This is a genomic window from Cyclobacterium sp. SYSU L10401 (assembly GCF_010993705.1).
Taxonomy (GTDB): domain Bacteria; phylum Bacteroidota; class Bacteroidia; order Cytophagales; family Cyclobacteriaceae; genus Cyclobacterium.
On sequence record NZ_WOFO01000015.1, the window covers coordinates 18,421 to 44,218 of the forward strand.

General features: G+C 45.3%; 19 protein-coding genes. 15 read left to right on the forward strand and 4 right to left on the reverse strand.

Annotated elements, in window-relative coordinates; genetic code table 11:
- Positions 1-90 precede the first annotated feature (90 nt).
- Both yaaA and GL182_RS22790 read right to left on the reverse strand, forming a co-directional pair.
- Positions 91-843: a peroxide stress protein YaaA gene (yaaA, locus tag GL182_RS22785; protein ID WP_163382133.1), complete on the reverse strand. Its 753-nt coding sequence runs from the start codon at positions 841-843 to the stop codon at positions 91-93.
- Between the two features lie 2 nt (positions 844-845).
- Positions 846-5,894, reverse strand: a complete 5,049-nt coding sequence (locus GL182_RS22790; RefSeq protein ID WP_240469937.1) for a gliding motility-associated C-terminal domain-containing protein — start codon at positions 5,892-5,894, stop codon at positions 846-848.
- 161 nt (positions 5,895-6,055) lie between these two features.
- Here GL182_RS22790 and GL182_RS22795 point away from each other — a divergent pair, with 161 nt between their 5' ends.
- From GL182_RS22795 to GL182_RS22805, 3 genes are all read left to right on the forward strand, one after another.
- Positions 6,056-7,105: a type IX secretion system membrane protein PorP/SprF gene (locus tag GL182_RS22795; protein WP_163382136.1), complete on the forward strand. Its 1,050-nt coding sequence runs from the start codon at positions 6,056-6,058 to the stop codon at positions 7,103-7,105.
- A 12-nt stretch (positions 7,106-7,117) separates the two neighbouring features.
- Positions 7,118-8,347, forward strand: coding sequence for a M48 family metallopeptidase (locus GL182_RS22800; protein ID WP_163382138.1), 1,230 nt, complete (start codon positions 7,118-7,120; stop codon positions 8,345-8,347).
- 229 nt (positions 8,348-8,576) lie between these two features.
- A complete protein-coding gene (locus GL182_RS22805; RefSeq protein ID WP_163382140.1) occupies positions 8,577-9,377 on the forward strand; it encodes a phytanoyl-CoA dioxygenase family protein in 801 nt (266 codons plus the stop codon).
- Here GL182_RS22805 and GL182_RS22810 read toward each other — a convergent pair.
- Together GL182_RS22810 and GL182_RS22815 are read right to left on the reverse strand one after the other, a co-directional pair.
- Positions 9,353-10,411, reverse strand: a complete 1,059-nt coding sequence (locus GL182_RS22810) for an NAD(P)H-dependent glycerol-3-phosphate dehydrogenase (protein WP_163382142.1) — start codon at positions 10,409-10,411, stop codon at positions 9,353-9,355. The genes GL182_RS22805 and GL182_RS22810 overlap by 25 nt on opposite strands.
- On the reverse strand, positions 10,389-12,083 hold the full coding sequence (locus GL182_RS22815; RefSeq protein ID WP_163382144.1) for a 1-acyl-sn-glycerol-3-phosphate acyltransferase: 1,695 nt from the start codon (positions 12,081-12,083) through the stop codon (positions 10,389-10,391). Before GL182_RS22815 ends, GL182_RS22810 begins: the two co-directional genes overlap by 23 nt.
- A 119-nt stretch (positions 12,084-12,202) precedes the next feature.
- Here GL182_RS22815 and GL182_RS22820 point away from each other — a divergent pair, with 119 nt between their 5' ends.
- The 12 genes from GL182_RS22820 to GL182_RS22875 all read left to right on the forward strand — a co-directional run bounded on the left by GL182_RS22820 (position 12,203) and on the right by GL182_RS22875 (position 25,796).
- On the forward strand, positions 12,203-13,177 hold the full coding sequence (locus GL182_RS22820; protein ID WP_163382145.1) for a polyprenyl synthetase family protein: 975 nt from the start codon (positions 12,203-12,205) through the stop codon (positions 13,175-13,177).
- A 323-nt stretch (positions 13,178-13,500) separates the two neighbouring features.
- The gene (mraZ, locus tag GL182_RS22825) at positions 13,501-13,950 is read left to right on the forward strand and encodes a division/cell wall cluster transcriptional repressor MraZ (protein ID WP_163382147.1); all 450 of its coding nucleotides are present in this window, start codon (positions 13,501-13,503) and stop codon (positions 13,948-13,950) included.
- On the forward strand, positions 13,943-14,848 hold the full coding sequence (rsmH, locus tag GL182_RS22830) for a 16S rRNA (cytosine(1402)-N(4))-methyltransferase RsmH (protein ID WP_240469938.1): 906 nt from the start codon (positions 13,943-13,945) through the stop codon (positions 14,846-14,848). The genes mraZ and rsmH overlap by 8 nt, the downstream gene beginning before the upstream one ends.
- 2 nt (positions 14,849-14,850) lie before the next feature.
- Positions 14,851-15,231: an FtsL-like putative cell division protein gene (locus GL182_RS22835; protein ID WP_163382149.1), complete on the forward strand. Its 381-nt coding sequence runs from the start codon at positions 14,851-14,853 to the stop codon at positions 15,229-15,231.
- A complete protein-coding gene (locus GL182_RS22840) occupies positions 15,228-17,336 on the forward strand; it encodes a penicillin-binding protein (RefSeq protein ID WP_163382150.1) in 2,109 nt (702 codons plus the stop codon). The genes GL182_RS22835 and GL182_RS22840 overlap by 4 nt, the downstream gene beginning before the upstream one ends.
- The gene (locus GL182_RS22845) at positions 17,333-18,799 is read left to right on the forward strand and encodes a UDP-N-acetylmuramoyl-L-alanyl-D-glutamate--2,6-diaminopimelate ligase (RefSeq protein ID WP_163382152.1); all 1,467 of its coding nucleotides are present in this window, start codon (positions 17,333-17,335) and stop codon (positions 18,797-18,799) included. The genes GL182_RS22840 and GL182_RS22845 overlap by 4 nt, the downstream gene beginning before the upstream one ends.
- Before the next feature lies 1 nt (position 18,800).
- Positions 18,801-20,012, forward strand: coding sequence for a phospho-N-acetylmuramoyl-pentapeptide-transferase (mraY, locus tag GL182_RS22850; protein ID WP_163382154.1), 1,212 nt, complete (start codon positions 18,801-18,803; stop codon positions 20,010-20,012).
- Positions 20,013-21,359 (forward strand): UDP-N-acetylmuramoyl-L-alanine--D-glutamate ligase, encoded by a 1,347-nt coding sequence (murD, locus tag GL182_RS22855; protein ID WP_163382156.1) that lies wholly within the window; start codon positions 20,013-20,015, stop codon positions 21,357-21,359.
- Positions 21,359-22,528 carry an FtsW/RodA/SpoVE family cell cycle protein gene (locus GL182_RS22860; protein WP_163382158.1) on the forward strand — a complete coding sequence of 390 codons (1,170 nt, stop codon included), beginning with the start codon at positions 21,359-21,361 and terminating at the stop codon, positions 22,526-22,528. Before murD ends, GL182_RS22860 begins: the two co-directional genes overlap by 1 nt.
- Before the next feature lie 4 nt (positions 22,529-22,532).
- Positions 22,533-23,645 carry an undecaprenyldiphospho-muramoylpentapeptide beta-N-acetylglucosaminyltransferase gene (gene murG / locus GL182_RS22865; protein ID WP_163382160.1) on the forward strand — a complete coding sequence of 371 codons (1,113 nt, stop codon included), beginning with the start codon at positions 22,533-22,535 and terminating at the stop codon, positions 23,643-23,645.
- Positions 23,642-25,042 (forward strand): UDP-N-acetylmuramate--L-alanine ligase, encoded by a 1,401-nt coding sequence (murC, locus tag GL182_RS22870; protein WP_163382162.1) that lies wholly within the window; start codon positions 23,642-23,644, stop codon positions 25,040-25,042. Before murG ends, murC begins: the two co-directional genes overlap by 4 nt.
- Positions 25,029-25,796, forward strand: a complete 768-nt coding sequence (locus GL182_RS22875) for a cell division protein FtsQ/DivIB (protein WP_163382164.1) — start codon at positions 25,029-25,031, stop codon at positions 25,794-25,796. Before murC ends, GL182_RS22875 begins: the two co-directional genes overlap by 14 nt.
- The last annotated feature ends 2 nt before the right edge of the window (positions 25,797-25,798 follow it).

The window sequence follows — 25,798 nt, forward strand, 5'->3', positions numbered from 1 at the left end:
AATCAGACTTGCAGAGGGAATAACATATATGGTACCAAATTTATAGCCTTTCCTAAATTAATTGGCCCGGACCAAAAAAAATCTTTTTATTCACCGGACAAAAACCCACTCATCCTCCTTGCTTTTGTTGGCAGCAAACTCATACCCCCCCTTATCGAAGGTTTTCAATTCCTCCGGGTTGTCAATTTTGTTTTTGATGATAAAATCAGTCATCATTCCTCTGGCCTGCTTGGAAAAAATGCCGATGTTCTTGTAGCTGTCATCCTTAAATTCTTTAAAGAGAATCTCTATAACCCTTGACTTTAAAGCTTTTTTGTTGACCGATTTGAAATATTCTTTGGAAGCGAGGTTAATAACCGGAGCTCCTTTGGATGCCTCATTGATAGCATCAGCAATTTTATTGCCCCAAAATCCATATAAATCCTTCCCTTTTTTATTCTTCAATTTTGTTTTCATTTCCAGGCGGTAAGGCTGGATCAGGTCCATGGGCCTAAGCAATCCGTATAGTCCGGATAAAATCCTGAGATGTTCCTGGGCGAAAGCAAATTCTTCTTCCGAAAATGAATCCACGTCTATGTGGGTATAGACATCCCCTTTAAACGCCAGCAAGGCCTGTTTGGAGTTTTTCGCAGTAAACTCATCATCAAATTGCTGAAACCTCTCCTCATTCAGGCGGGCAATATTATCGCTCACATGCATGAGCGTTTTGATGGCCTTACTTGATTTTTTCTTCAATATACTGACCAGCTCTTTGGTTTCTTTTTGAAATGCGGGTTTGGAAGTCAAACCTATGTCTGTGGTACTGTAATCCAGGGTCTTTGCGGGTGAAATCAATACTATCATAATTAATCTATAACTACTATGGCTTTTCTTAAAGTTCTTTCAATCAATTGTTCTTCGTTGGTAAACTTCACAACCACCGGATATGTTCCCACAGGAACCTTTTTACCATTGACTATTCCATCCCAACTGCAAACGGAAACATTTTCGGCCACATCGGTCTCTTCACAGAAGTAAACCAATTCTCCCCAACGATTATAAATATAAACCACCAATGTATCTACCTGGCCTTGTGTGTAGATCATGAAATTCCTGTTAGGGTCATCAGGGCGTATGGCATTGGGAAACCTCACATCAATTTCACAAATTTCTTCTACCGTAAAATCTAAAACAAAATCACAGCCTGCCTCATCCACTACCCTAAGCTCGTATAATCCTGGTAATTCAGGAATGAATAGGGCTTCCTCACTGATAAGCTCCTCCTCCCTATACCACTCATAAGATGCCCATTCGCCCACGTCCAGGGTAACCAAATCACCAGAGGAGGAACATATTTCATAATTTTCCATCAATACCGGAGGCATGGCGTCAGAAAAAATAATTTCTATGGATTCCGATCCGAGCAGGCATCCAGAGGAGTTTAGCAGGCGAATCTCATAAGTCCCCGGGTTATCCACCACCAATACGGAATCCGTCTCCCCTTCGAGGAGGTTGCTGGCTGTACCAACCAGATAATACCACTCGATCTGTTCTACCTGAGAAAAATCCGCCGCTGCAGTAATTTCGGTACTCAAAACGCCCCCACATAATCCCGGACTACTCAAAGACACTTCGGCTTCATTTCCTGAGCCAATCTCATATACTTCCGGATCAGGGATAGCACAGCCTCCCAGATCGGTAACCTCTACCAGGTATTCGCCCTCCGGTAAGTCCACGCGAATGCTATCCTCACCCGTAAAAGCGGCAGTAATCTCTTCTCCTGTTACCAGGTTTTGAATGCGGTAATTGCCCGAAGCGGAACCACTATTAAAAGTAATGAACACTGCACCATCCTGTACGCCATCTGCAGTACAGGATTCAGGCGCAACCTCCACATCAAAGACCGTATCTGCAGGTGGATTGGCATTTTCGATGACCACAACTTGAGAAGTGGGACAGCCTCCGGAATATGCCGTGAAGGCATAGGTCCCTGGAGCGAGATCGGTGAATTCAATTTCTGCTCCGGCATCCAGGTCCAGAAAAATTTCATCGGTACCCTCTGAAAGCAAACTATCCAGCGGAGTACCTGCTTCCAGAAGGACACTACCGTCTCCTATCTCACAACTTTGTGCCGGGCTGATGCCTGAAAGCGTAAATTCCGGAATGGGATTCACCAGGAGACTTGCAGTTCTCTCTACTGTACAGGTACTGTCCTGAGGGTCCCTGGCCTCAAACAGGAGGTCAAAGGATCCCGGCCCTTCCAGATCTCCCGTGTTGAATTCCAGCTCCTGTGTTTCACCCAATATTTCATATTCGCCTTCACCTGCTGGTCTTATAGACCATAAACCGGAAACGGGTGTATCCGGATTGAAGGTGACATCCTCTCCATAACAAACCTCCTCGGCCGACTGCTCCAATTCAAATTCAAAAGGAGGCCCCACAAAGACAGATTGGGAAACCGGACAAGTTTCAAAAATTTCTTCATCCGCACCTTCAGGCAAGGCGTAGGATACCGTCACTGTGTAGATACTTTCTTCTGTGACCTGCAGTTCATTGGCATCTCCAATAATTTCTCCAGCCGCATTCTCCCAAACAAATTCATATTCTGACAGTCGGGGATCTTCCGGGTCAACCGCAACCAAATTCTTTACATCACCGCAAAGGGATACTTCATCAGGTAAAATGATTTCAGGAGAAGCCAATACTTCCACCTCCATGGAAAAAACCTCTTCCCAGGGGGTTCCGCATCGATCTACTTCCAATTGTACGGTAAAAACACCTACCGTATCAAAAGCATATTCCAGGTCCTGAAAATCCTCTCCTCCATTGAGAAATTCATCCACCACATCCCCCTCTTCATTGAAAATGGTCCAGTTGTAGGTGTCTATATCTGGTTCTCCCCCTCCTTCAAACAAGCCTACCGCCCCTTCTTCATCACTCAGACATAACCGGTCCGGTCCATTCAGACTGGGATCTGGTATATTGCTACCTGAATTTTGCACAAATGCCGGCAATCCCAGATTGGTGGTTCCCGGCATGGCATCCACGGCATTTTGGTTGAATGTGGAAGGGTTGCACCCAGATCCAATCTGTATCTGACCAATCTGGTTGGAACCTACCACCGCTACATAAATCTGCCCGTCAGGGCCTATCTGAACCGCTCCCAAATCCAAACCAGATGTACCGGAAACAGTCGCCCTGCTGTCCAGGATACAGCTTTCAATAGCATCCTGGTCGGAAGCATTCTCAAAGCATTCCGAACAAGAGGAGGTGTCCGGGCTATCCGGGTCATCTTCATCCGGATTCTCGGTTTCCTGGATGTAAAATTCTTCCACACCGGGACCACCATTTCTGTAAGAAACAAAAATCCTGCTTGCATCCGAGGAAAACTCCAGCCCATAGATGTCTCCATCAGTCCCCAAATCAAGTGTAGCATACATATCTAACTCCCCGGTACTTTGATCAAAATCAAATATATCCACCTTATTCGTTCCTCCATCGGAATAGGCCACGGCCAGCTTGGAGCCATCACCGGAGATTTTCATGGTTCCGATACCATCTCCAAAATCATGGTTACCACCAGTCGAATTAAAAACAGGCTGACCAATCCCTTCACTGGAAACGGGATACATCCTGAAGGTATCATTGCCCTTTTCGTGAAACACCACCCAGGTGGTATCTCCGGAGTTAAATGCTGTGGCATGCTCCGTACTCGGACTGAATAGAAAATTATCTTTGGTAACTACATTACCTATACCATCCGGGTTATCTCCCTTAATATCTACCAGTGAATACTTCACCTCATTTTCTCCGCCAGCGCCCTGCTGCGTGGTAAAAAGATAATACAGGGTTTCGTCAGAAGCTACTGGAATAGCCAGTACACTTCCGGTAGAAAGGTTATCTCCTCCTATATCCTCTCCATTCTGCATGGGGTTGCCATTCAAGTCCCAAACGGTCTGACCATCGGTATAAAAAAGCACTTCGCCAGCCTGGTCGGACACAGTAGTAACTCCTGCCGGTATATTTTGAGGATGGGGATTTTCAATGGGACGGGGAGTTGGGGCATCGGGATCATCCGGATCAGGGTTGAAATCCAGACCTGCGCCATCCCCAAAATACCAGATGTTGTTGGACTGGTCTTCCACATCCCACATTTTCACCCTTATGCTGGCATAGGCATAACAGGTGGATCCCTGCTCCCTTACCAGCACCCAATAAAATCCCGGTCTGCAAACTTCGTTAGGGGCCTCTGGTCCCCAGCCTTCTTCCCGCTTATTGGACCAAAAATATTCATAGTTTTGCTGTTCCTGGCCCTGGCCTCCTCCGGGTTGCTGTCCCACACCCGGAATTCCACCGATTCCGCCTCCACCACCTGGCTGCCCGCCTTGCTGTCCTCCTCCCTGACCTCCTTCTTCACCACTCTGTGCCTCTACCAAAGGCATCAGGTCCAGACAGGACGGATCACAAAGTGTGGTATCGGCGGGATTAAACTGTACGGTAAGTTCATTTTCGGTGAAAGTAATGTTTTTGGTCACATTACTGGTTTCTCCATTGGCGTAGGTAACGGTTAGGTTTACGGTGACTTGTTGTTCTGTGGTAGCATCACTGGGTAATAGCAGGTGTTCTGCATTCAGATCCATCTCAATCTCTTCACCCTCCTCATCTGTAAGGGGAGGTAAGATTTCCCATTCGAAACTTACCGGCTGGTAGTTCAAAGGGGTAACAGCACTGGTTAGTTGTAAGGGGTTATTCATACAGGGCATCTCTGGTGCCCAGGTAAAATCTGCCGAAGGGTCTACATCTATAGTAGGCGCAAATTGGGGAAATCTCGTTCCACAAAAATCAGTCCCATTAAAGGGTAATTCTTCTATCTCCACATCGGTCAAAATCCATTCATCCGGGTTGCTTACTCTTCCTACGTACTGTGGTCCACCTTCTACTTCCTCATAGATATAATACAATTGGTCATCCGGACCATATTTGATATCGTATATTTTGTGAATCTCATTGGCTAAGGGAAGACGGGTCGGTCCGTCTTCAGGAATTTCAGATGGTTCCAACTCCGGGTCAATTTCTTCATCACTGATGAATACCCGGAACAATTCATCACCCTGTGAATAATATAAAAAATCTCCATCCGGAGAAACGGAAATGCCTTCTATAGTTTCTGCCCCTCCTGTGCCTTCAATGGGCTCGGGGGATCCAAATATCCCTGTATCCGGATCAAAAGATAACTCCAAAATATCCTCTCCCGTCTCATCAGGAATCAGGTAAAGGGTCTCCGATGTTTCATCGAAGACAATAGTGGACGGAGCCATATCCAAGGGTAGTGAAGCTGTCTCGGTAAAATCACCGGACACCGCTTCCAATCGTCGGGAAATCAAGCTCCCGTTTTCAAAGCTCAACAAGTAATTTGGGGAACTACCTGATTTGACCACCAAAATGGCTCCTGCTGCATTACCTATGCTTCCTCCAGCTGAAACTGTTCCTGCGGGAGGTTGGTTCACAGGGGCTCCACCCTGCTCGTTCATATCTACCAAACTGTACTCCAGCTGCCCTGCCGGACTGATATAAAAAATATAAAATTCCTTGGCTCCTCCGGGGTTTGGATCAAAATCCAAGGAGGCTATGGCTACTGACTGCCGCTCAGTTTCCATTCCCCCTAACTCTCCTACTACGCCCTGCATGGCATCATTGAGGTAATTGTATACAAGTGCTCCGTCTGTGTAGAAAAGGATTTCTCCAGTGATCGGGTCTATGGCCATGGCAGCATTATCCTTGCCCAGGGTAATATTTCCGGGAAGGGTGGCAACCTGAGCCCTCCCATCTTTTCCAAAAGAAATGTAATTATTCACTCCCCCCTCACAGTACCCGAAGATCCACTCGTTGTCATTAAAACCCTGAGCATGACCCATCAAAGGAACGTTTAGACCAATAAATAAAAATATTGCTTTAAAAATAAAATCAAATATGGTGTTAAAATAGTTAGATTTCATAATTTACACGCTGCTTTACATACCCAGAGAAGCAGCAAAACGTTTATAAACTGTTTGGTATTCAATAAACGAATAAATCTTTGTTTCAGTCACAATTAAATACAGTTTTTTTAACCCTGCTAGGATTGTTCTCTGCATTGAGCTCCTTTGCGCAGGATCCCCAATACAGCCAATACTATGCGGCACCACTTTACCTCAATCCGGCATTTGCCGGCTCAGAAATAGCCACGAGGGTGGGGGTCAATTACCGCAATCAATGGCCTGGCCTGGAGGCTAGCTTTACGACCTTTTCCGCTTATGGGGATACATTTGTAGAAGAATACAACACAGGAGTAGGCTTTATGGTGACCAACGACGTGGAAGGTGCAGCGGGTTTGAGGTCTACCCATGTATCAGGTTTGTTTTCTTACGAGTTAAGATTAGCTGACAACCTTTACCTGAGGCCCGGGTTTCAGGCCAGCTATATGCGGCGGGATATCGGTTTTTATGAAAACCTGGTCTTTGCCAACCAAATCAATCCTGCGGATCCTTTTGGCCCCATACTCCCTGGCAATGATCTACAAGGTTTTGGTGAGCCGGTAAACCTGCTTTCCCTCTCTTTCGGAGGGCTGGTCTTTACCGAGAATTTTTGGTTTGGGCTTTCTACGCACCATGTAAACCAACCCAATCAAAGTTTTATTGAGGAGGGAATCAGCAGGTTGCCCATCAAATATTCCATTCATACGGGTTACCGCATTTCTCTGGGAAGAGGAGCACCAAGGCGGGATTTTACCCATACCTACAAGCAGCGGTATTTTACCCCAACCATCAATTACAAGCGGCAGGGACCATTTGAGCAACTGGATCTGGGGGCATACATTTATATGGAACCCATTGTTTTTGGCCTTTGGTACAGGGGACTGCCTTATAAGCCCATAGAAAATCAAAGTAACCGGGACGCACTGGTGATGATGGTTGGCTTTAACCTGCCTTCAGGATTAAATGTGGGCTATAGTTTTGACTACACGGTATCCCAATTAGGCATTCAGTCTGGAGGTGCTCATGAAATCAGCATTTCCTACATTTTCCCTCCAAGTAATCCCGGAGCGCCCAGAAAAAGAGATACCATTCTTCCTTGTCCCAAATTTTAATAAGTTTGCAACATGGACCAGGAAATTTTAAAATACCTTTTGATGGGGATCATTACCCTTACCTTTATTTTTGATAAAACCATCAACTACCTTAACATCAACCGAAGTATCGGTGAAGTTCCAAAGACATTGGAGCAGTACCTGAGCCAGGAAAAATTAAAAGAGAGCAGAAAATACCAGCAAACCAACTACACTTTCGGCTTGTTTACGGGTGGATTTAGTTTTGTACTCACCCTGATTTTTATAGGTTTTGGCTTTTTTGGCTGGTTAGATGAATCTTTACGAGCCTTGGGCCTCTCTCAGATCCCCCTGTCCATCGTATACTTCGGTATTCTTTTTATTGGTTCAGACATTTTGTCTATTCCTTTTGATTATTACCATACTTTCAAAATAGAAGAGGACTTTGGCTTCAACAAAACCACCGTGAAAACTTTTTTTGCCGATAAAATCAAAGGGTATATTTTATCTATCATCATTGGAGGCACCTTACTATTTGTGTTGGTATGGCTGATCATGGAGATCGGTAGGGATTTTTGGTGGATATTTTGGGCGATTGCCGCTCTTTTTATGGTATTTGTCAACATGTTTTACTCCGGCCTGATCCTCCCTTTATTCAATAAACTCACACCACTAGAGGATGGTGAACTTAAAAACACGATCTTGAATTATGCCCGGTCTGTCGGGTTCCCCTTGGAAAATGTCTTCATCATGGATGGCAGTAAAAGGTCTTCCAAGGCAAACGCCTTTTTCTCTGGTTTCGGAAAAAGAAAAAAGGTGGTTTTATTTGACACCTTGATCGAACAACATACCCCAGATGAGCTGGTGGCCGTTTTGGCCCATGAAATAGGTCATTTCAAAAAAGGACACATCAGAACCGGAATGATTTCAGGGATTTTACAGACTGGAATCTTGTTGTATATCCTATCTCTATTTATTTTTAGTGAACAGATTAGTTATGCCCTGGGAGGAAATCAAATGGCCATTCACCTGAACATCATCGGTTTTACCATGCTTTTCTCTCCCATTTCCACGATTCTTGGGATTTTCATGAATTACCTGAGTCGTAAAAATGAATTTGAGGCAGATGCCTTTGCCAAATCTACCTATGCCGGAGAGCCGCTGGCCGAGGCGCTCAAGACCTTATCGGTAAAAACCCTGTCTAATATTGACCCACACCCCCTCTACGTATTTGTGAATTACTCCCACCCTCCCTTGCTAAGCAGATTGAAAAGACTCGAATAAGGCCATGGGATTTATCTCATTAAACCTTATATTTAATCCCAATTGAAACCCTACGGATAATGGAGCAGTTCCTTCCGTTTGTTTCCCGGGAGATGCCAATTTTGGCAACGTAAAAATTGATCGTGCCAGTAAAAACCCGGAATAACTTTATGCCACAATCACCTGTTTGCATAGGCTGATTCCCTGGCAATTTTATGTGTTTATAACGGATCAATAAAACCGAAAAACCATGCAACAAGTGTTACAGAAAATGGGTGTTGAACAAGACATTCTTTCAAAGGAGGAGAAAAAAATATTAAATGAGCAGGGATACCTCAACTTAGGGAAACTGCTTTCAGATGAAAATTTGAACCGCATTCGGAACAGGGTCCAAAAACTTCTGGACCTGGAGGGCGAACTAGCGGGTATAGAGCTGGAACAATCTCCCAATATCAGACATTCCAAAGACCCGGGAGCCAAAAGGCTGGGAGATCTGGTCAACAAAGGGGAGGAATTTGATGTTTTTTATACCCATCCCAAAGTGCTGGCAGCCATTTCCTTGGTTTTGGGAGATAACTTTAAGCTGTCATCGCTAAATTACCGGGCGGCATTGCCTGGGGCAGGTTTGCAAAAATTGCATGCAGACTGGCCGGAAGCGGTGGCTAAAGATGATTATATGGTTTGCAATTCCATCTGGCTGCTGGATGATTTCAGTAAGGAAAACGGGGCTACCAGGATAGTGCCGGGAACACATTTAAAATCAGCACTGCCCCAACAGGTCATGAAAGACCCCATGGACTCTCACCCGGAAGAAATCGTCATAGAAGCTCCTGCCGGATCTGTATTTATTTTTAATTCTCACACCTGGCATGGTGGCACCAAAAACGTGAGTATTGCCCCCAGAAGGGCCATTCACAGTTACTTTTGTCGCAGAGACCAGGTCCAGCAAATCGACCAGAAAAAATATATCCAAAAGGAAACCCTGGATAGAATCAGCCAGGAAGCGGCCCATGTACTGGATGTAGATCAAAGAAAATCTATATCGGTATAAATCGGATATTTCATCAGGTACTGTAGTGCTGTCTCCACTTTAAAGTCTTCAAAAAGCACCTTGTATAAATTTTCGGTGATGGGCGCTCTGGTATCTGTGGATTCCAGATAAAGCTTGATGAGTTTTACCGTATTGATCCCTTCCGCCACTTCCTCCATATTGGATACGATATCATCCAGGCTTTCCCCCCGGGCCAGCCGGAAACCCAGGGTATAGTTCCTGGATAGGGTAGAATTGCAGGTGGTGACCAGGTCGCCAATCCCCGCCAGACCCAGAAATGATTTGGTCTCACCACCCATGGCATTTCCCAGGTGAATCATCTCTACCATTCCCCTGGACACCAACAGGCCCTTGGCATTGTCACCCAGGCCCATTCCCGAAAGGGCCCCGGCAGCTATGGCAATAATGTTTTTCAAGACCCCGGAAAGCTCCACCCCTATGATATCCGAATTGCCATATACCTGGAAATTGTCGGACCTCAACAATCGTTGCCCTTCACTGATCACTTCATTATACCGACTGGCAATGACCGTAGCTCCTGGCTGGTCTTCCTGTAATTCCTTTGCCAGGTTGGGACCTGCCAGGCATCCAATCCGTTCCACTACCGTTTCCTGCAGGATCACCTCGCTCATGGTACAGATATTTTCCCGCTTGATCTCTTCAATATTTTCGAGGTTTTTTCCTGCCGGCAAGTTTAATGAAAGTCCTTTGGTACCATGAATTAAAAAATGATAGGGATGCAGAAAGGGTGCAAACTGAACCATTACTTCCCGAAATGCTGCCGAAGGAATCATGGGAAACATGATGTCACACACATCACACAACATCTCGGGATCATTTGTAGCCTGAATCTTTTCTTCCAGCTTCCGGTCCCTCACCGTATGATTTTCATTTATCGCATCCACCACTCCCTGATCCCTGGCATACACCAGAACCTGATTCTTTTCAGCCAGTAGGTTGGCAATGGCTGCTCCAAAACTACCGATACCGATAACACCAATGGGTTTGGCTTCAGATGATTTTTTCCAATTCATATCCATTCAGTCTGTTATGGTAATAATACAATAAACTGATATCTTCAGTCACCACATATCCTTGCTCATTTCGAATCAGGGGTCTTTTGGCATGATACATTCCTACATTCTCCAGGCCATGCTGAATGATCTCTTCCAAAGGCATTTCCAAATGCGGAGCCATATGAAGTTTACCATCCTCCCTCAGTTTTTTAATGCAGTCCAATACTTCTGCAGTAGCCTCTTTGAAAGTCTCATAGGAGAGGTAAATATCTTCTTCCGGTAGCCGCAGCAGGCTAAACAAATCCAGTTTTTTATTGGCCCGTTTGATCAGCCGAAAAGCAGTAAAAGCGACCAGGTGACTGCTAAAAACCCGATTGATTTTGTGAAATTCCTCTACTATGCGCACCCCTAACTTCTTGGTATATTCTTCCTCTCTTTGCAGATCTACCGTCACTTTTCCGTTGGACATAAAATAATCCCTGCAATCTATCAATCTGCCCTGCCTGTCCCTGCTGTTTCCTTCCGCATCCACGTGGTTGCCCAAAATATCCATGGCCCTTCCTATGGACACAGAAATATCGGAGCCCTTAGTGAAAAACTTGACTAGAAATTTAGAGATTTTATAAGAAGTGGAAAACTCGTCGGATTCATGGTAGTACCGCTCCTGCCCCGTGTAGTTGAGGTGATCATGGATAAGGCTTGGGGCTTCCAGCACGAAATGGTAATTAATGGTGACGGGGACGATAAAAACTTTCCCAAATTCCTTGTCCCCATTCTGATAGTTGGCCCGCTGTGCTTCTATGGCCGTGCTCAGCAAACCCAATTTCAACTTTGATTCTATGGTACCATTTCTGGAACGGGTACCTCCGGGAAAAAACAGGCTGTGACAGCCAAATTGAATGGCTTCCCGGGAGTAGGTTTTAAGTGTTTCGAGGTAAACCTGATTCTTTTTCCTCCTGTCTACCTTATAAGCCCCCAGGGCATTCATGAAATACGCAAAAATCTGGATGTTAAATAAATTTAACCCTGCGCCATAAATGAAGGGTGGCAGTCCAAGTGTATTTATGGTCCAGCCAATCAATATGCTGTCCAGGTTACTGAAATGGGTAGGCACCATCACAATAGTACCCTTAGAGGCCAGATCCCGCAATTGATCCGTTTCTCCGATGATCTGAATTTTATCCTGAAGGCTGTATTGATTGCTGAAAACAGACTTAAATCCTTTCACCCTGGAGGTATTCAATAACCGGGAAAACCCAAAGGTGACAATGCTTCGGGTCATTTTATAATGACTGTGCTTGAAATTACTGGCAATTTCCTCCGCATACCTTAATATAATGGCACTTAGAATGTCATAATATTTGTCTTTTTTCTCAGCCTCGGTAGCTTGCTGATCGGCCCCTATGGTCAAAAGTGTCGATTTTACCCTGGACCAAAATTCCGACTCATCCTCTGGGTCCACCAGCCAGGGATTTTGCTTGATCCTCATCCTTTCCCTGTAGAGTGTCAATTCCAATTCCTCTTTCAATGGCTGCAGTTGGTTGCCTGTCAGGCTTTTGATCCTTGCCATACTTGACACTACTACTTGCTGTATAAATTCTTTTCTACTTTTGCTCAGCTTCACCACAGGCCATTCATCCTTTTTTGGTAAAATGGGGGCGTACTGGTGTTTAATATAGTCGTCGGTCAAGAGAATGTCATTTGTTTGGTCAAAGATAACCAAAAATAAAATTCATTAAACAGAATAATCAAGAAGGTGGTTTTGTCAATGATGGAATAGATTGTAATATTGCAGCATCCAAAACACCAATGAAGCAGGATTTACAGCAGATACAAAGCCCTATTGCCACGGAGATGGCTGATTTTGAGAAAAAATTCCGCTCCTTTATGCAGAGTAAGGTCAAGCTGCTGGACCACATTACCAGTTATATTGTCCGGAGAAAAGGGAAGCAAATGCGACCCATGTTTGTTTTCCTGACCTCTGGTTTAAGCGGAAGCATTACCGAAGCAACATACAGAGGTGCTGCCCTTATCGAACTACTCCATACAGCTACCCTGGTTCATGATGATGTGGTAGATGATGCCAACTACCGCAGAGGATTTTTCTCTATTAATGCCCTGTGGAAAAATAAAATTGCCGTCCTGGTGGGAGACTACCTGTTGTCCAGAGGCTTGCTTTTGAGTGTAGAGAACAATGATTTTGAATTACTGAAAATTGTATCCGATGCGGTAAGGGAAATGAGCGAAGGCGAACTTTTGCAGATTTCCAAAGCCCGTAAACTAGACATCACTGAAGAAGTATATTATACCATCATCCGCCAAAAAACTGCCAGTCTGATTGCTTCCTGTTGTGCGGTAGGTGCCGCCACTGCCGGTGCCGATAAGGAAAACATTGAAAAAATGCGGCTTTTTGGTGAAAAAGTCGGTATGGCATTTCAAATCAAAGATGATCTTTTTGATTATGGGGAAGATGTGGTAGGAAAACCTGTCGGTATTGATATCAAAGAGAAAAAAATGACCCTCCCGCTGATTTATGCCCTCAACAAAGCCAGCTGGGTAGAAAAGAAAAAAATTATTTACCTCATCCGGAATAAAAGCGAAAACAAAAAAACCGTCAATGAAATCATTGAATTCGTCAAAAATTCCGGCGGACTGGAATATTCTCAGAATATCATGAACGATTTTTACCAGGAAGCCTTGGCCATTCTGGCAGATTTTCCGGATTCTAACTATAAATCATCACTTTCCTCCCTGGTCACCTACACCATAGAAAGAAAAAAATAACCCTCATCAGGCATTTTTGCTTCCCGTAGAAATTATTACGGGAAAACTCCCCACTTTTCTCCCTTGCTGCTTTAAACCGCTTTTAATTGTATGTCTTCTTCAAAATATCCGCCAAATAGCTACTCAAACATTATTTTATCTGTATTTAAAGGCTGATTCCTAGCAGCTTGCATCACAAAAAGCATTTTAACTTTATGCTAAAAAAATTGTGTTTGTAGTTTGTTTTGGATACTTTTATAGGAATGTGGTAAAAAGTGGGGCAAAGTGGTAAAAAGTGTTTGGCTATTTACTACTTTTGTAATCAAAAATAAGGTAGTAGCGGTATGGCATCTTTCACCGGCGAGTTTGAATGTAAACTAGATGCTAAGGGCAGGTTGGTATTGCCTTCGAAAATGAAGGCATTGCTACCAGACTCCTTAGGTCAGGAAATGATGCTGCGCAAAGGTCTGGAACCCTGTTTGGAGTTGATCCCAATGTTGGAAGTACGAAAGGACCATAGCAAACTGGCCAGCCTGGACGATACGGACGATGAGGTCAGGGCCTTTAAAAGGTCTTTCTTCAGGAGAGAGTCTCCGGTCGAATTGGATGCAACCGGAAGGTTTGTCATTCCCAAAAACATGCTCCGCCATGCCCAATTGGAAAAAGATGCCACGGTAATCGGTATAGGAACCAAGATAGAAATCTGGAACCCGGATCTTCATGAAGAATTTTCAGCAAAAGAAGAGGCTACCTATAAAAGTTTGAACAAAAAGTTTTTAGGAAAAAGTGGATAATCCAGCATATCATATCCCGGTAATGCTTGACGCCTGTATTTCAGGGTTGGCCATCGATCCCAATGGGATATACGTGGACCTTACCTTCGGTGGGGGCGGGCATTCACGCGAAATCCTCAAGAAACTGGATCAGGGACATTTGTATGCTTTTGATCAGGATCCAGATGCGGCCCGAAATGCACCGGAGGCGGAGAACTTTACCTTCATTATGGCCAATTTTCGGGATTTGAGACGATATCTGAAAATATATGGTGTAACTAAAGTTGATGGAATATTGGCAGACCTTGGAATATCTTCTCACCAGATAGACCGGGCAGAGCGCGGATTTTCCACGCGATTTGAAGGAAACCTGGACATGCGCATGAGCCAATCCGGAGAGCTCACGGCGGCAAATGTGCTGAACACTTATTCCGAGGAAGCCTTGCACAGGGTTTTTGGCCTCTATGGAGAAGTCAGAAATGCAAAAACTCTGGCAAAAGCAGTTGTAAGTAGCCGGACTGGATCGCCTTTTGAAAGCATTCCGGACTTTAAACAGCTCCTGGACAAATATGCACCAAGAGGCAAATATGCCAAATACGCCGCACAGGTATTCCAGGCCATTCGGATAGAAGTCAATGAAGAAATGGCTGCCCTGGAAGAAATGCTGGAGCAAAGCATTGCCTTACTGAATCCCGGTGGAAGACTGGTAGTCATGAGCTATCACTCTCTGGAGGACAGGATGGTGAAAAACATGATTGCCAAGGGAAAGCTGCAGGGAGAATTGGAAAAAGATTTCTATGGCAATCCTCTCAGACCATTGGAACCAGTAAACCGGAAGGCCATTACCGCTGATGCAGCCGAAGTAGCGATCAATAAACGTGCACGGAGTGCCAAACTAAGAATCGCAAGAAAAAATTGAGTATGGGAAGAAATACTTTTAAAAAACCAATCAAACCTACAGGAAAAACAAAAAAATCCTGGTTTAACCCGTTCACCTTTATGGAGCAGCGGCTGGATGTGAGTGGCCTATTGGGAGAGCAAGTACCCGTCAAATTGGTGCCTCCCTTTTTGTATGCCGCCTTTCTGGCCATGGTCTATATCTGGAGCAACCATCAGGCAGAAAACACCATCAGAAAAATTGACCGGATGCAGCAGGAAGTAGAAGATTTAAGGGCAGATGTCACTACCCTGGAGGCGGAATACATGTATGCCAGCAAACAATCTGAAGTAGCCAGGAAAATACAACCCTTGGGAATTGTAGAAATTGAAGAACCTCCACAAAAAATAGTTTTGGAAAAGTGAATATAAAAAAATCCATATTGCTCCGCGTCAGGCTCTCCTTTTTGGTGGTGAGCCTGATTGCGGCTACTATTTTTTACAGAATTGGCACCATACAATTGGTGGAGGGAGAAAAGTGGCGGCAGATGTCGGAGGACATCAACCTGCAATACCGACCCGTAAAAGCGACCCGTGGCAACATATACAGTGCCGATGGAAGCCTCTTAGCCACCAGCTTGCCTTTTTACAGGGTAGCCATGGATCCCTCTATCGGCTCAGGTACTACCCTGAAATCAGGAGTGGATAGCCTTTCCATCAAACTTTCCCGGTTTTATGGAGACCGCTCTGCGGCCTCCTACAAGAGAATGATTCTGGATGCGAGGAATCAGGGAAAAAAATACCTCATTTTGAACAGAAAGCAAATCGGTTATCAGGAAAAACTGGAAATGATGACCTGGCCGATTTTCAGGGAAGGCAGAATGGGTGGCGGTGTGATTTTTGAAAAAATAGATAAAAGGTACCGCCCTTTTAAAAACCTGGCTGGAAGAACCGTCGGCTTTTTAAATGAAGACCAGTATGGTGTAGGGCTGGAATACAGTTTCAATGAATACCTGGAAGGAAGAAATGGGGAAGCCTTATTTCAGAAAATCGCAGGTGGCAGCTGGAAACCCCTGCATGACGCAGAGGACATCAAACCCACCGACGGTTACGACATCGTCACCACCCTGGATGTCAACATACAGGATGTGGCTGAATCGGCGCTACTCAGGCAGTTGATGAATAAGGATGCAGCTTATGGGGCGGTCATTGTAATGGAAGTAAACACTGGTCATATCAAAGCCATTGCCAACCTTCAAAAAAACAAAAATGGCTATGGTTATGGAGAATATTACAATTTTGCCGTAGCTGAGCAGGGGCTTACTGAACCTGGTTCCACCTTCAAACTGCTTTCCATGCTGGCCCTTTTGGAGGAAGGCAAAATCAACCTGCAGGACAGCATAGACACCGGCAACGGAACCTATAAATTTTACGACCGATTTATGAGGGATGCCAGGAATGGAGGTTATGGAAAGCTTACCGTTCGGGAGGTTTTTGAAAAATCCTCCAATGTAGGGATTTCCAAAATGATTCATGAGCATTTTGGTCATCAGCCCCACCGCTTTATGGAATACATTAAAAATGTAAAACTGGATCAACCTTTAGGTTTTCAGTTGAAAGGGGAAGGCGTTCCTTATTTTAAGAAGCCCGAAGAAAATGACTGGTACGGAACCACCCTTCCCTGGATGTCGATCGGATATGAGCTGAAGGTCACCCCCCTGCAAACCCTGGCGTTTTACAATGCCATCGCCAATGGTGGGAAATTGGTCAAACCCATCATTGTCAAAGAAATTTCCAGGGGAAATGTGGTAGAAAAAAGATTCCAGCCGGAAACCATCAAAAGAAAAATCGCCTCCGAAAAAACCATCAACCAATTGCAGCGCCTTTTAAAAGGAGTAGTGGACAGGGGAACAGCCAGAAACATCAAAAATGAAACCTACAGCATTGCCGGAAAAACAGGCACGGCACAAAAATTGGAGAACGGTAGGTACACCCAAAAGTACTTTACTTCTTTTGCAGGTTATTTTCCAGCCGACCAACCTAAATACAGTGCCATCATCGTAATAGATAGTCCCAAAGGCTTCAATGCCTATGGGGGGGATATATCTGCCCCTGTATTTCGGGAAATTGCTGATAAAATTTACGCCCAGGACATGGCTGTACAGGAAAACCAACGCACAGATAATAAACAGCCTGAAGTGGACCTTGAAACATTCCCTTATATCCGCGCTGGAAATGTAGAAGAGTTGCGAATGATCTGTAACAGCATGGGCATTTCCAATCATTATTCCGGAAATGAAACCTGGGTTCAATCTACGGTTTCCAACAAGGCCATTCACTGGGTAAGCAATGCGGTAGAAGCCCCAACTGTGCCGGATGTAACAGGCATGACCCTGCGGGACGCCATATACATACTGGAGAATAAAGGTTTGCGGGTTCAGTATTCGGGCAGGGGAAGGGTAGCTTCCCAATCCCTGAGTAAAGGCAGTGCATTCAGAAAAGATCAAGTCATTAAATTAACACTAAGTTGAGCCAAAAGCTAAAAGACATATTGTACAAAGTTTCTTTGGTTTCTACCAAGGGTGATATGGAAACGGACATCAGCCATTTGGCCTTTGACAGCAGGAAAATAAAGGAAGGCTCGGTTTTCGTAGCCACTGCAGGCACCCAGGTAGATGGACACGACTATATTGAAAAAGCGCTGGAGATGGGAGCAGTAGCCGTGGTCTGTGAAACCATGCCTGAAACCCTGCGGGAAGGAATTACCTACGTGCAGGTGCTCAATAGTCCTAAATCTCTGGGACTTATGGCGGCAAACTTTTATGGCCATCCATCCGGGAAAATCAAACTGATAGCGGTGACTGGTACCAACGGTAAAACCACCACCGTTACCCTTTTGCACCAGCTTTTCTCTGAATTGGGATACACCTGCGGCCTGATTTCTACAGTAGAAAATAAAATAGACCACAAAATCATTCCTGCCAGCCATACCACTCCTGATGTAATTGCCATCAATGAACTTCTGGTCCAAATGCTGGAGGAGGGCTGCACCCATTGCTTTATGGAGGCCAGTTCGCATGCCATTGTTCAGGAAAGAACGGCAGGACTACAATTTACCGGTGCATTATTCAGCAATATCAGCCATGACCACCTGGATTATCACGGGAGCTTTGAAGCCTATATCGATGCCAAGAAAAAGCTGTTTGACGAATTGCCCAAAGATGCCTTTGCGCTGGTAAATGCAGATGACAAGCGGGGGCTGGTCATGTTACAAAACTGTAAAGCCCGCCATTTCACCTTCGGTTTGAAATACCCGGCAGATTTCAAGGCGAAAATTCTTGGTAATTCCCTGCATGGACTGGAGATGGACCTGGAAGGAAAACAGGTTTGGTTCAGGTTAATAGGGGAATTCAATGCCTACAACCTGTTAGGTGTTATTGGTATTGCCCTGCTTTTGGGAGAAGAAGAAGTAGAAGTGCTTCGTCAACTGTCCAGACTAAAAGGTGCTGTGGGAAGGTTTGATCAGGTGGTCCATGCCGGTATCACCGCCATTATAGATTATGCCCATACCCCTGATGCCTTGGAAAATGTCCTGAAAACCATTCAAAAGCTCAGGACCGGAGGGGAAACATTGATCACGGTGGTAGGCTGTGGCGGAAATAGGGACAAGACAAAAAGACCCGTCATGGCCAAAACGGCCTGCCGGCTCAGCGACCGGGTCATATTTACCTCGGACAACCCAAGGGATGAGGATCCCATGGCTATCATTCAGGAAATGGAAGAAGGGATAAGCCCTATTGACCAGAGAAAAACCCTCACGATTGAGGACAGAAGGGCTGCCATAAAAACAGCTTGCAGCATGGCGGAAAAAGGAGATATCATATTGATAGCCGGCAAAGGTCATGAGACCTATCAGGAAATCAAAGGAGTAAAACATCCCTTTGATGATAAAGAAATTGTAAAGGAGTTTTTGAATTTATTACACCAGGAATAAAATGCTTTACCATCTTTTTGATTATATCGACCAATCATTTGATTTCCCCGGGGCGGGGGTGTTTCGGTACATTTCGTTCCGTGCAGGAATGGCCGCCTTTTTTTCCCTTCTGATTACCATCACCTTGGGTAAAACCATCATTGACTGGATCAGGAAAAAATCCATCGGAGAATCCGTCAGGGAGCTGGGCTTACAGGGCCAAATGGAGAAAAAAGGAACCCCCACCATGGGCGGGTTGATGATCATGGCGGCCATTGTTATTCCTACCTTGCTGTTTGCCAATATTTACAATATTTACATCATTTTATTATTGGTAACTACCTTATGGCTGGGCGGCATCGGCTTTTTAGATGATTACATCAAGGTATTTAAAAAAAATAAGGAGGGCCTGGCTGGCTGGTTCAAGATTGCAGGACAAGTCAGCATAGGCATCATCGTTGGGGTTACGTTGTATTTCCACGAAGATGTAGTGGTAAGGGAATTTCAGGACACAGTTTCCATAGCAGAAGGCATAGTGGATACTCCTGCTTTTCAGGATGTCAAATCCATGAAAACCACCATTCCTTTTCTGAAAAACAATGAACTTAATTACGATGTTGTTCTTGGTTTTCTGGGAGAAAATTTAACCCCGTTTTTTTACATTATCCTGGTCATTTTTGTGGTTACAGCTGTCTCTAACGGTGCCAATATCACCGATGGGATTGATGGGCTGGCCGCAGGTACTTCTGCCATTATTGGGCTTACCATTGCCATATATGCTTATATCAGCGGCAATGCCATATTTTCCCAATACCTGAACGTCATGTTTATCCCCAATTCAGGTGAGCTGGTGATATTCTGCTCGGCTTTCGTCGGTGCCTGCGTGGGTTTTCTTTGGTACAACTCCTATCCCGCCCAGGTATTTATGGGCGACACCGGCAGCCTGATGATTGGAGGGGTGATTGCTGTCCTTTCCCTCACCTTGAGAAAAGAACTTTTATTACCGGTTTTATGTGGCATTTTCCTGATCGAATTATTGTCGGTCATCATTCAGGTGAGCTATTTTAAATATACCAAAAAGAAATATGGGGAGGGCCGTAGGATTTTCCTGATGTCTCCCCTGCACCACCATTACCAGAAAAAAAATATACCTGAAGCCAAAATAACGGTAAGGTTTTGGATTTTGGGAATCTTATTTGCCATCATGGCATTGGCCACACTTAAATTGAGGTAAATGAAAAAAACGGCCATCATAGGATCTGGAGAAAGCGGTTTTGGCGCAGCATTACTGGCCCATAAAAATGGGCACGAGGTTTTTGTGTCCGATGCCGGAAAAATAAGCGCCGAAAAGAAAAATACTTATCTGGAAAAGGGGATTGCATTTGAAGAAGAGCAACATTCTCTGGAAAAATTAATGGATGCGGATACCCTGATAAAAAGCCCGGGGATCCCATTTTCAACCCCCCTGATAGAAAAACTACTTTCATCGGGGAAACGTGTAATAGATGAATTGGAATTTGCCTATGGGTTTTCGAAGGGTAAGGTCATCGCCATCACCGGCACCAATGGAAAAACCACCACAACTTTACTGACCCACCATTTGATGCAAACCGCCGGAATGGATGTGGGCATGGGAGGAAATGTGGGACAAAGCTGGGCACTCCAACTGGCGCAGGAGGACCACGACTGGTGGGTGCTTGAGGTCAGTAGTTTTCAGATCGAAGGAATGGATACATTCAGACCTAACATTGCGGTATTGCTAAATATCACCCCAGACCACCTGGACCGGTACAATTACGACCTGTCGCTTTATGCGGCGACCAAGGTGAAACTCACCGCCAGGATGGAGCCAGAGGACCATTTCATCTACCATCAGGCGGACAAAAATATTTTGACAGCCATGCAAAACATGCAAGGCAGGCCTGAACCAATTCCTTTTGGGCTAGAACCAACTTCAGGGAGCAAATCATACCTAGAGGAAAAAGAATTGGTGGTAAAAACCCATGAAGACAGCTGGTCCTGGCCTTTGGAGAAAATGGCACTCAAAGGGAGCCACAATCATCTCAATACCATGGCTGCCCTACTGGCGGCTAAACTGGCAGGAGCCCCTGCAGAAAGCCTGGGCACTGGCTTGAAAACTTTTGTGAATGCCGCCCACCGGATGGAATCGGTAGCTACCATCAAAGGCATTCATTTTGTCAATGATAGCAAAGGCACCAATGTAGATGCTACTGCTTTTGCATTGGAGGCATTTGACGAGCCCCTTATCTGGATAGCCGGAGGGGTGGATAAAGGCAATGATTATGGCCTTTTGGAGGACAAGGTTGCCAGGCATGTCCGGGTATTGATCTGCCTGGGCAAGGATAACGAAAAGCTAAAAAAAGCCTTTTCCGGAAAAATACCTGAAATCCTTGAAACCCGGGAAATCACTCAGGCCGTCAACTGGGCCCTGGAAAAAGGAGTAGCAGGTGATGTCGCTTTATTGTCTCCTGCATGTGCCAGTTTTGATCTTTTTAAAAATTATGAAGATCGAGGAAATCAATTCAAGGCGGCAGTTTTACAATTGAAACAAACGCAATAATGGTGAAAGTAAAAGTTTGGCTGGAAGAAAACCTGAAAGGTGACCCGATTATTTGGGCCATAGTTCTGCTATTGTCCCTGATCAGCATATTAGTCGTCTATTCCGCTACCGGTTCCCTGGCCTACCGGAAAATGGGAGGCAACACGGAAATTTACTTGTTCAAGCACAGTGCCCTGATCATCACGAGCCTGGTAGTCATGTGGGCAGTGCATAACATCCCATACAAATATTTTTCCAAATTGAGCCTGTTTGCTTTATGGGTAAGTGTGCCCTTGCTTTTATTCACCTATATTTTCGGATCCAAAATCAACGAGGCAAGTCGCTGGCTCACCATCCCCATTATCGATCAGGCTTTTCAGCCATCAGATTTGGCAAAACTGGCACTCATAGCAGCTGTGGCAGGAATGCTGGCCAAAAGACAACGCCAGATCACTGATATCAAAATCACCTTTATTCCACTGATCATCTGGATCGGCATCATTTGTCTGCTCATCGCTATGGCCAACATGTCCACGGCCGTCATGTTGCTGGCAACCTGCCTCCTGCTCATGTTTATCGGCAGGGTGCCTGTAAAGTACCTGCTGGTAGTAGGTATGGTAGGTGCGATTGTGCTCAGTACTGCCATCCTCATGGGGCAAAGAGGGGGAGTCTTCTTTTCCAGAATAGAAAAATTTATCGACGAGGAACCCAGTGAAATCCCCTTTCAGGCCAAGCACTCGTACATCGCCATTGCTACCGGAGGCCTCACTGGGAAGGGCCCTGGGAAAAGTGAACAGAGAAACATACTCCCACATCCCTATTCGGATTTTATTTATGCCATTATCATAGAAGAATACGGTATGGTCGGAGGAGGTTTGGTGCTCTTCCTGTACCTGGCCCTGCTGTACAGGGGCATGCGGGTAGTAGCCATTTCCACCCGTCCATTTGGGGGGCTGCTATCGGCAGGACTCAGTTTCTCTCTGGTCATACAGGCCATGATCAATATGGGCGTGGCAGTAGGGTTGATACCGATTACAGGTCTACCCTTGCCCATGGTCAGCATGGGTGGAACTTCCCTGATATTCACCGGGATATCATTGGGCATCATATTGAGTGTCAGCAGAGGAGATCATGAAGATGCTTTTTTAGCAGAAGAAAAAACGGTAAGAAACATGGTAAAAGTAGCTTGATACCTTGAAAGAAAACAAAGAAACATATAGAATTATCATCAGCGGAGGCGGGACCGGGGGACATGTTTACCCGGCCATTGCCATAGCCAGGGCCTGGAATGAAAAATATCCGGAAAGTGAGGTGCTGTTTGTCGGTGCCGAGGGAAAAATGGAGATGCAAAAAGTACCGGAAGCAGGGTACAAGATAGAGGGGCTCAGGATAGCCGGCCTTCAGAGAAGGCTCACCCTGGAAAACCTGTGGTTCCCTTTCAAGGTTCTGGATAGTCTTCAGAAAGCCAAAAAACTAATCAAAAATTTTAACCCCCACCTGGTAGTAGGGGTAGGCGGATACGCCAGCGGACCGGTACTCTTTGCTGCACAAAGGAAAAAGGTGCCAACGCTGATTCAGGAACAAAACAGCTACGCAGGCCTGACCAATAAGGTCCTGGCCAAAAGTGCGGATACCATTTGCGTGGCCTATCCGGACATGGACCGTTACTTTCCGGCCGATAAGATCCGCTATACAGGCAATCCTGTACGGAAAGACATCCTGGATATTACAGATAAAAAGGAAAGGGCCCTGAAACACTTTGGGCTGCAAGCGTCAAAACCTGTAATCCTTTCCATAGGTGGTAGTCTGGGTGCCAGAACCCTTAACCAGGCTTTGCTACAACATATGAAGGAATTTGATAAGAAAGGTTACCAGGTGCTCTGGCAGACCGGTAAGTTTTACCATCAGGAAGTGAGCCGGAAAGTAACTGAATCCGGCCTGAAAAACATACACCCCATGGAATTTATCCGGGAAATGGATCTGGCTTATGCTGCCGCAACCCTGGTTATTTCCAGATCCGGAGCCCTGTCGGTATCCGAATTGAGTCTGGTGGGCAAACCGGTCATCTTCATTCCGTCTCCGAATGTGGCGGAAGACCACCAAACCAAAAATGCCATGGCTTTCGTGTCTCAAAATGCCGCCCTATTGCTTAAGGACAGCGAAGCCATTACAAACCTTGCCCCCATGGTACACGACTTGCTTCAGGATCCTGAAAAGCAGCAAAGCCTATCCGATGCCATCAAAACACTGGCTAAACCAGAAGCAGCAAAGGAAATCGTACATGCCATGGAAAACCTGTTAACATGAACTTGAAAAACCTACATAGCGTCTACTTTCTCGGCATCGGTGGCATTGGTATGAGTGCGATCGCCCGCTGGTTTAATCACATAGGCACCCCTGTCTGTGGATATGACAAAACCCCTTCCCCCCTGACTGCCGAATTGGAAAAGGAAGGGATGCAAATCAGTTATACGGATGATAGCAATGAAATTCCTGAATCTTTTAAAGTTCAGGGAGGAGATAAATTGGTGGTCTGGACGCCGGCCGTGCCTGAGAGCAGTCAGCTCTATTCCTATTTCAGGGACAATGGATACTTGATCAAAAAGAGATCTGCGGTATTGGGGATGATAACCCAAGACATGGAATCAGTGGCGGTTGCTGGAACACATGGCAAAACCACCACCTCATCCATGATCGCTCACTTGCTGAAGCATGCAGGGCACAATACGGCAGCATTCCTGGGTGGGCTTACCCAAAACTACCAGAACAACCTGATCCTTCATGATGAAGGCAGCACGGAAGCCCCGGTAGTGGTGGTAGAAGCGGATGAGTTTGACCGTTCTTTCCTGCAACTGCACCCCAATCTAAGTATAGTTACCAGCATAGATCCAGATCATTTGGACATTTATGGGGATGCCAAACAATTGTTGGAGGGTTTCATTGCATTCATCCGGCTGACCCATCCGGATGGGCAATTGTTTATTCACCATAAAGCCTATGACAAAATAAAAGAGCAGGACCTGGGCAGTGCCACCATCCACCAATACGGATTGACATCAGGGTCAGTACATGCAGAAAACATCCAGGCAGGGACTGTATCCTTTGCTTTTGATTTCGTTTCTGAAAATAGCCGAATCGACGGATTGGAATTAAAAGTACCTGGTTTTCACAACATTGAAAATGCATTGGCGGCCATTGCCGTAGGATTGTACTATGGCTTATCCGAAACCGCCATAAGAGCAGGAGTGGCAAGCTACAAGGGAGTAAAGAGAAGATTTGAATGCATCCATACCGGTGAGAACATCACCTATATCGATGACTATGCCCACCATCCTGAGGAAATCAGGGCATTTCTGGAATCAGTAAAAGCCATGTACCCCGGTAAAAGGCTTACTGCCATCTTTCAACCCCACCTGTTTACCAGGACAAGGGACTTTGCTGCCGGTTTTTCTGAAAGCCTTTCCCTGGCAGATGAAGTTTTATTGCTGGACATCTATCCGGCAAGAGAGCAGCCCCTTCCGGGCGTAACATCAGCCATGCTGCTGCCGGAAATTACCAGCCCTAAAAAACTGGTTTTATCTAAGGAAGGCTTGTTACCCTACCTGAAAGAACATCCTCCGGAGGTTTTGGTCACCATCGGGGCAGGGGATATTGATCGTTTGGTTGTTCCAATTGCTAAATGGATAGAAGATGAAAGATCGTAAACAGTGGAAATATAGAAAACCCTTGCTCATGCTGGTGGCAGGTATGATATTGTCTGCTTTTATCGCCTTCACAGAGCAAAAAACAGCCTCCCGTGAATTCGCAGGATTGGAGGTATATGTAGAAGGGGTTAGTGATGTGTACTTTGTAGAAGAAAAGGAAGTAGTCAGCCTGTTGAAAAATGCTTTTCCTGAATTGGAAAACCCAGCCAATATGAATGAGATTTCCATCGACAAAATGGAAAAGAAAGTTGAAGCCCATCCGCTTGTCAAAAATGCGGAAGTCTACAAAGACCTGAAAGGGACCATAATGGTAAAAGTGAGCCAGCATATCCCTATGGCCAGGATTGTCCGGCCCATGGCGGCAGACGGATACATCAGCACTACGGGAAAAATCCTCCCAACCTCTCCCAATTATACTTCCAGGGTACTAATCCTGGAAGGTAGTCGGGCACAGGCCTTGTTGCAGGAAACTGATTTGACAAATCATGAAAACCAGTTGCTGGCATTGATACAGTACATCCATCAGGATCCCTTTTGGAGTGCGCAAATCAGTTCCCTGGAATTATTAAAGAACGGAGAAGTAAACCTGTACCAACAGGTGGGCAGGCAGGTGATCGAATTTGGTAAACCCGACAACATCGACCTGAAATTTAGGAAAATCAAAACCTTTTATAAGAAAATCCTACCTGAAAAAGGCTGGAATACTTATGGAAGGGTAAATGTAAAATATAAGGATCAAATCATTTGTGAATAATT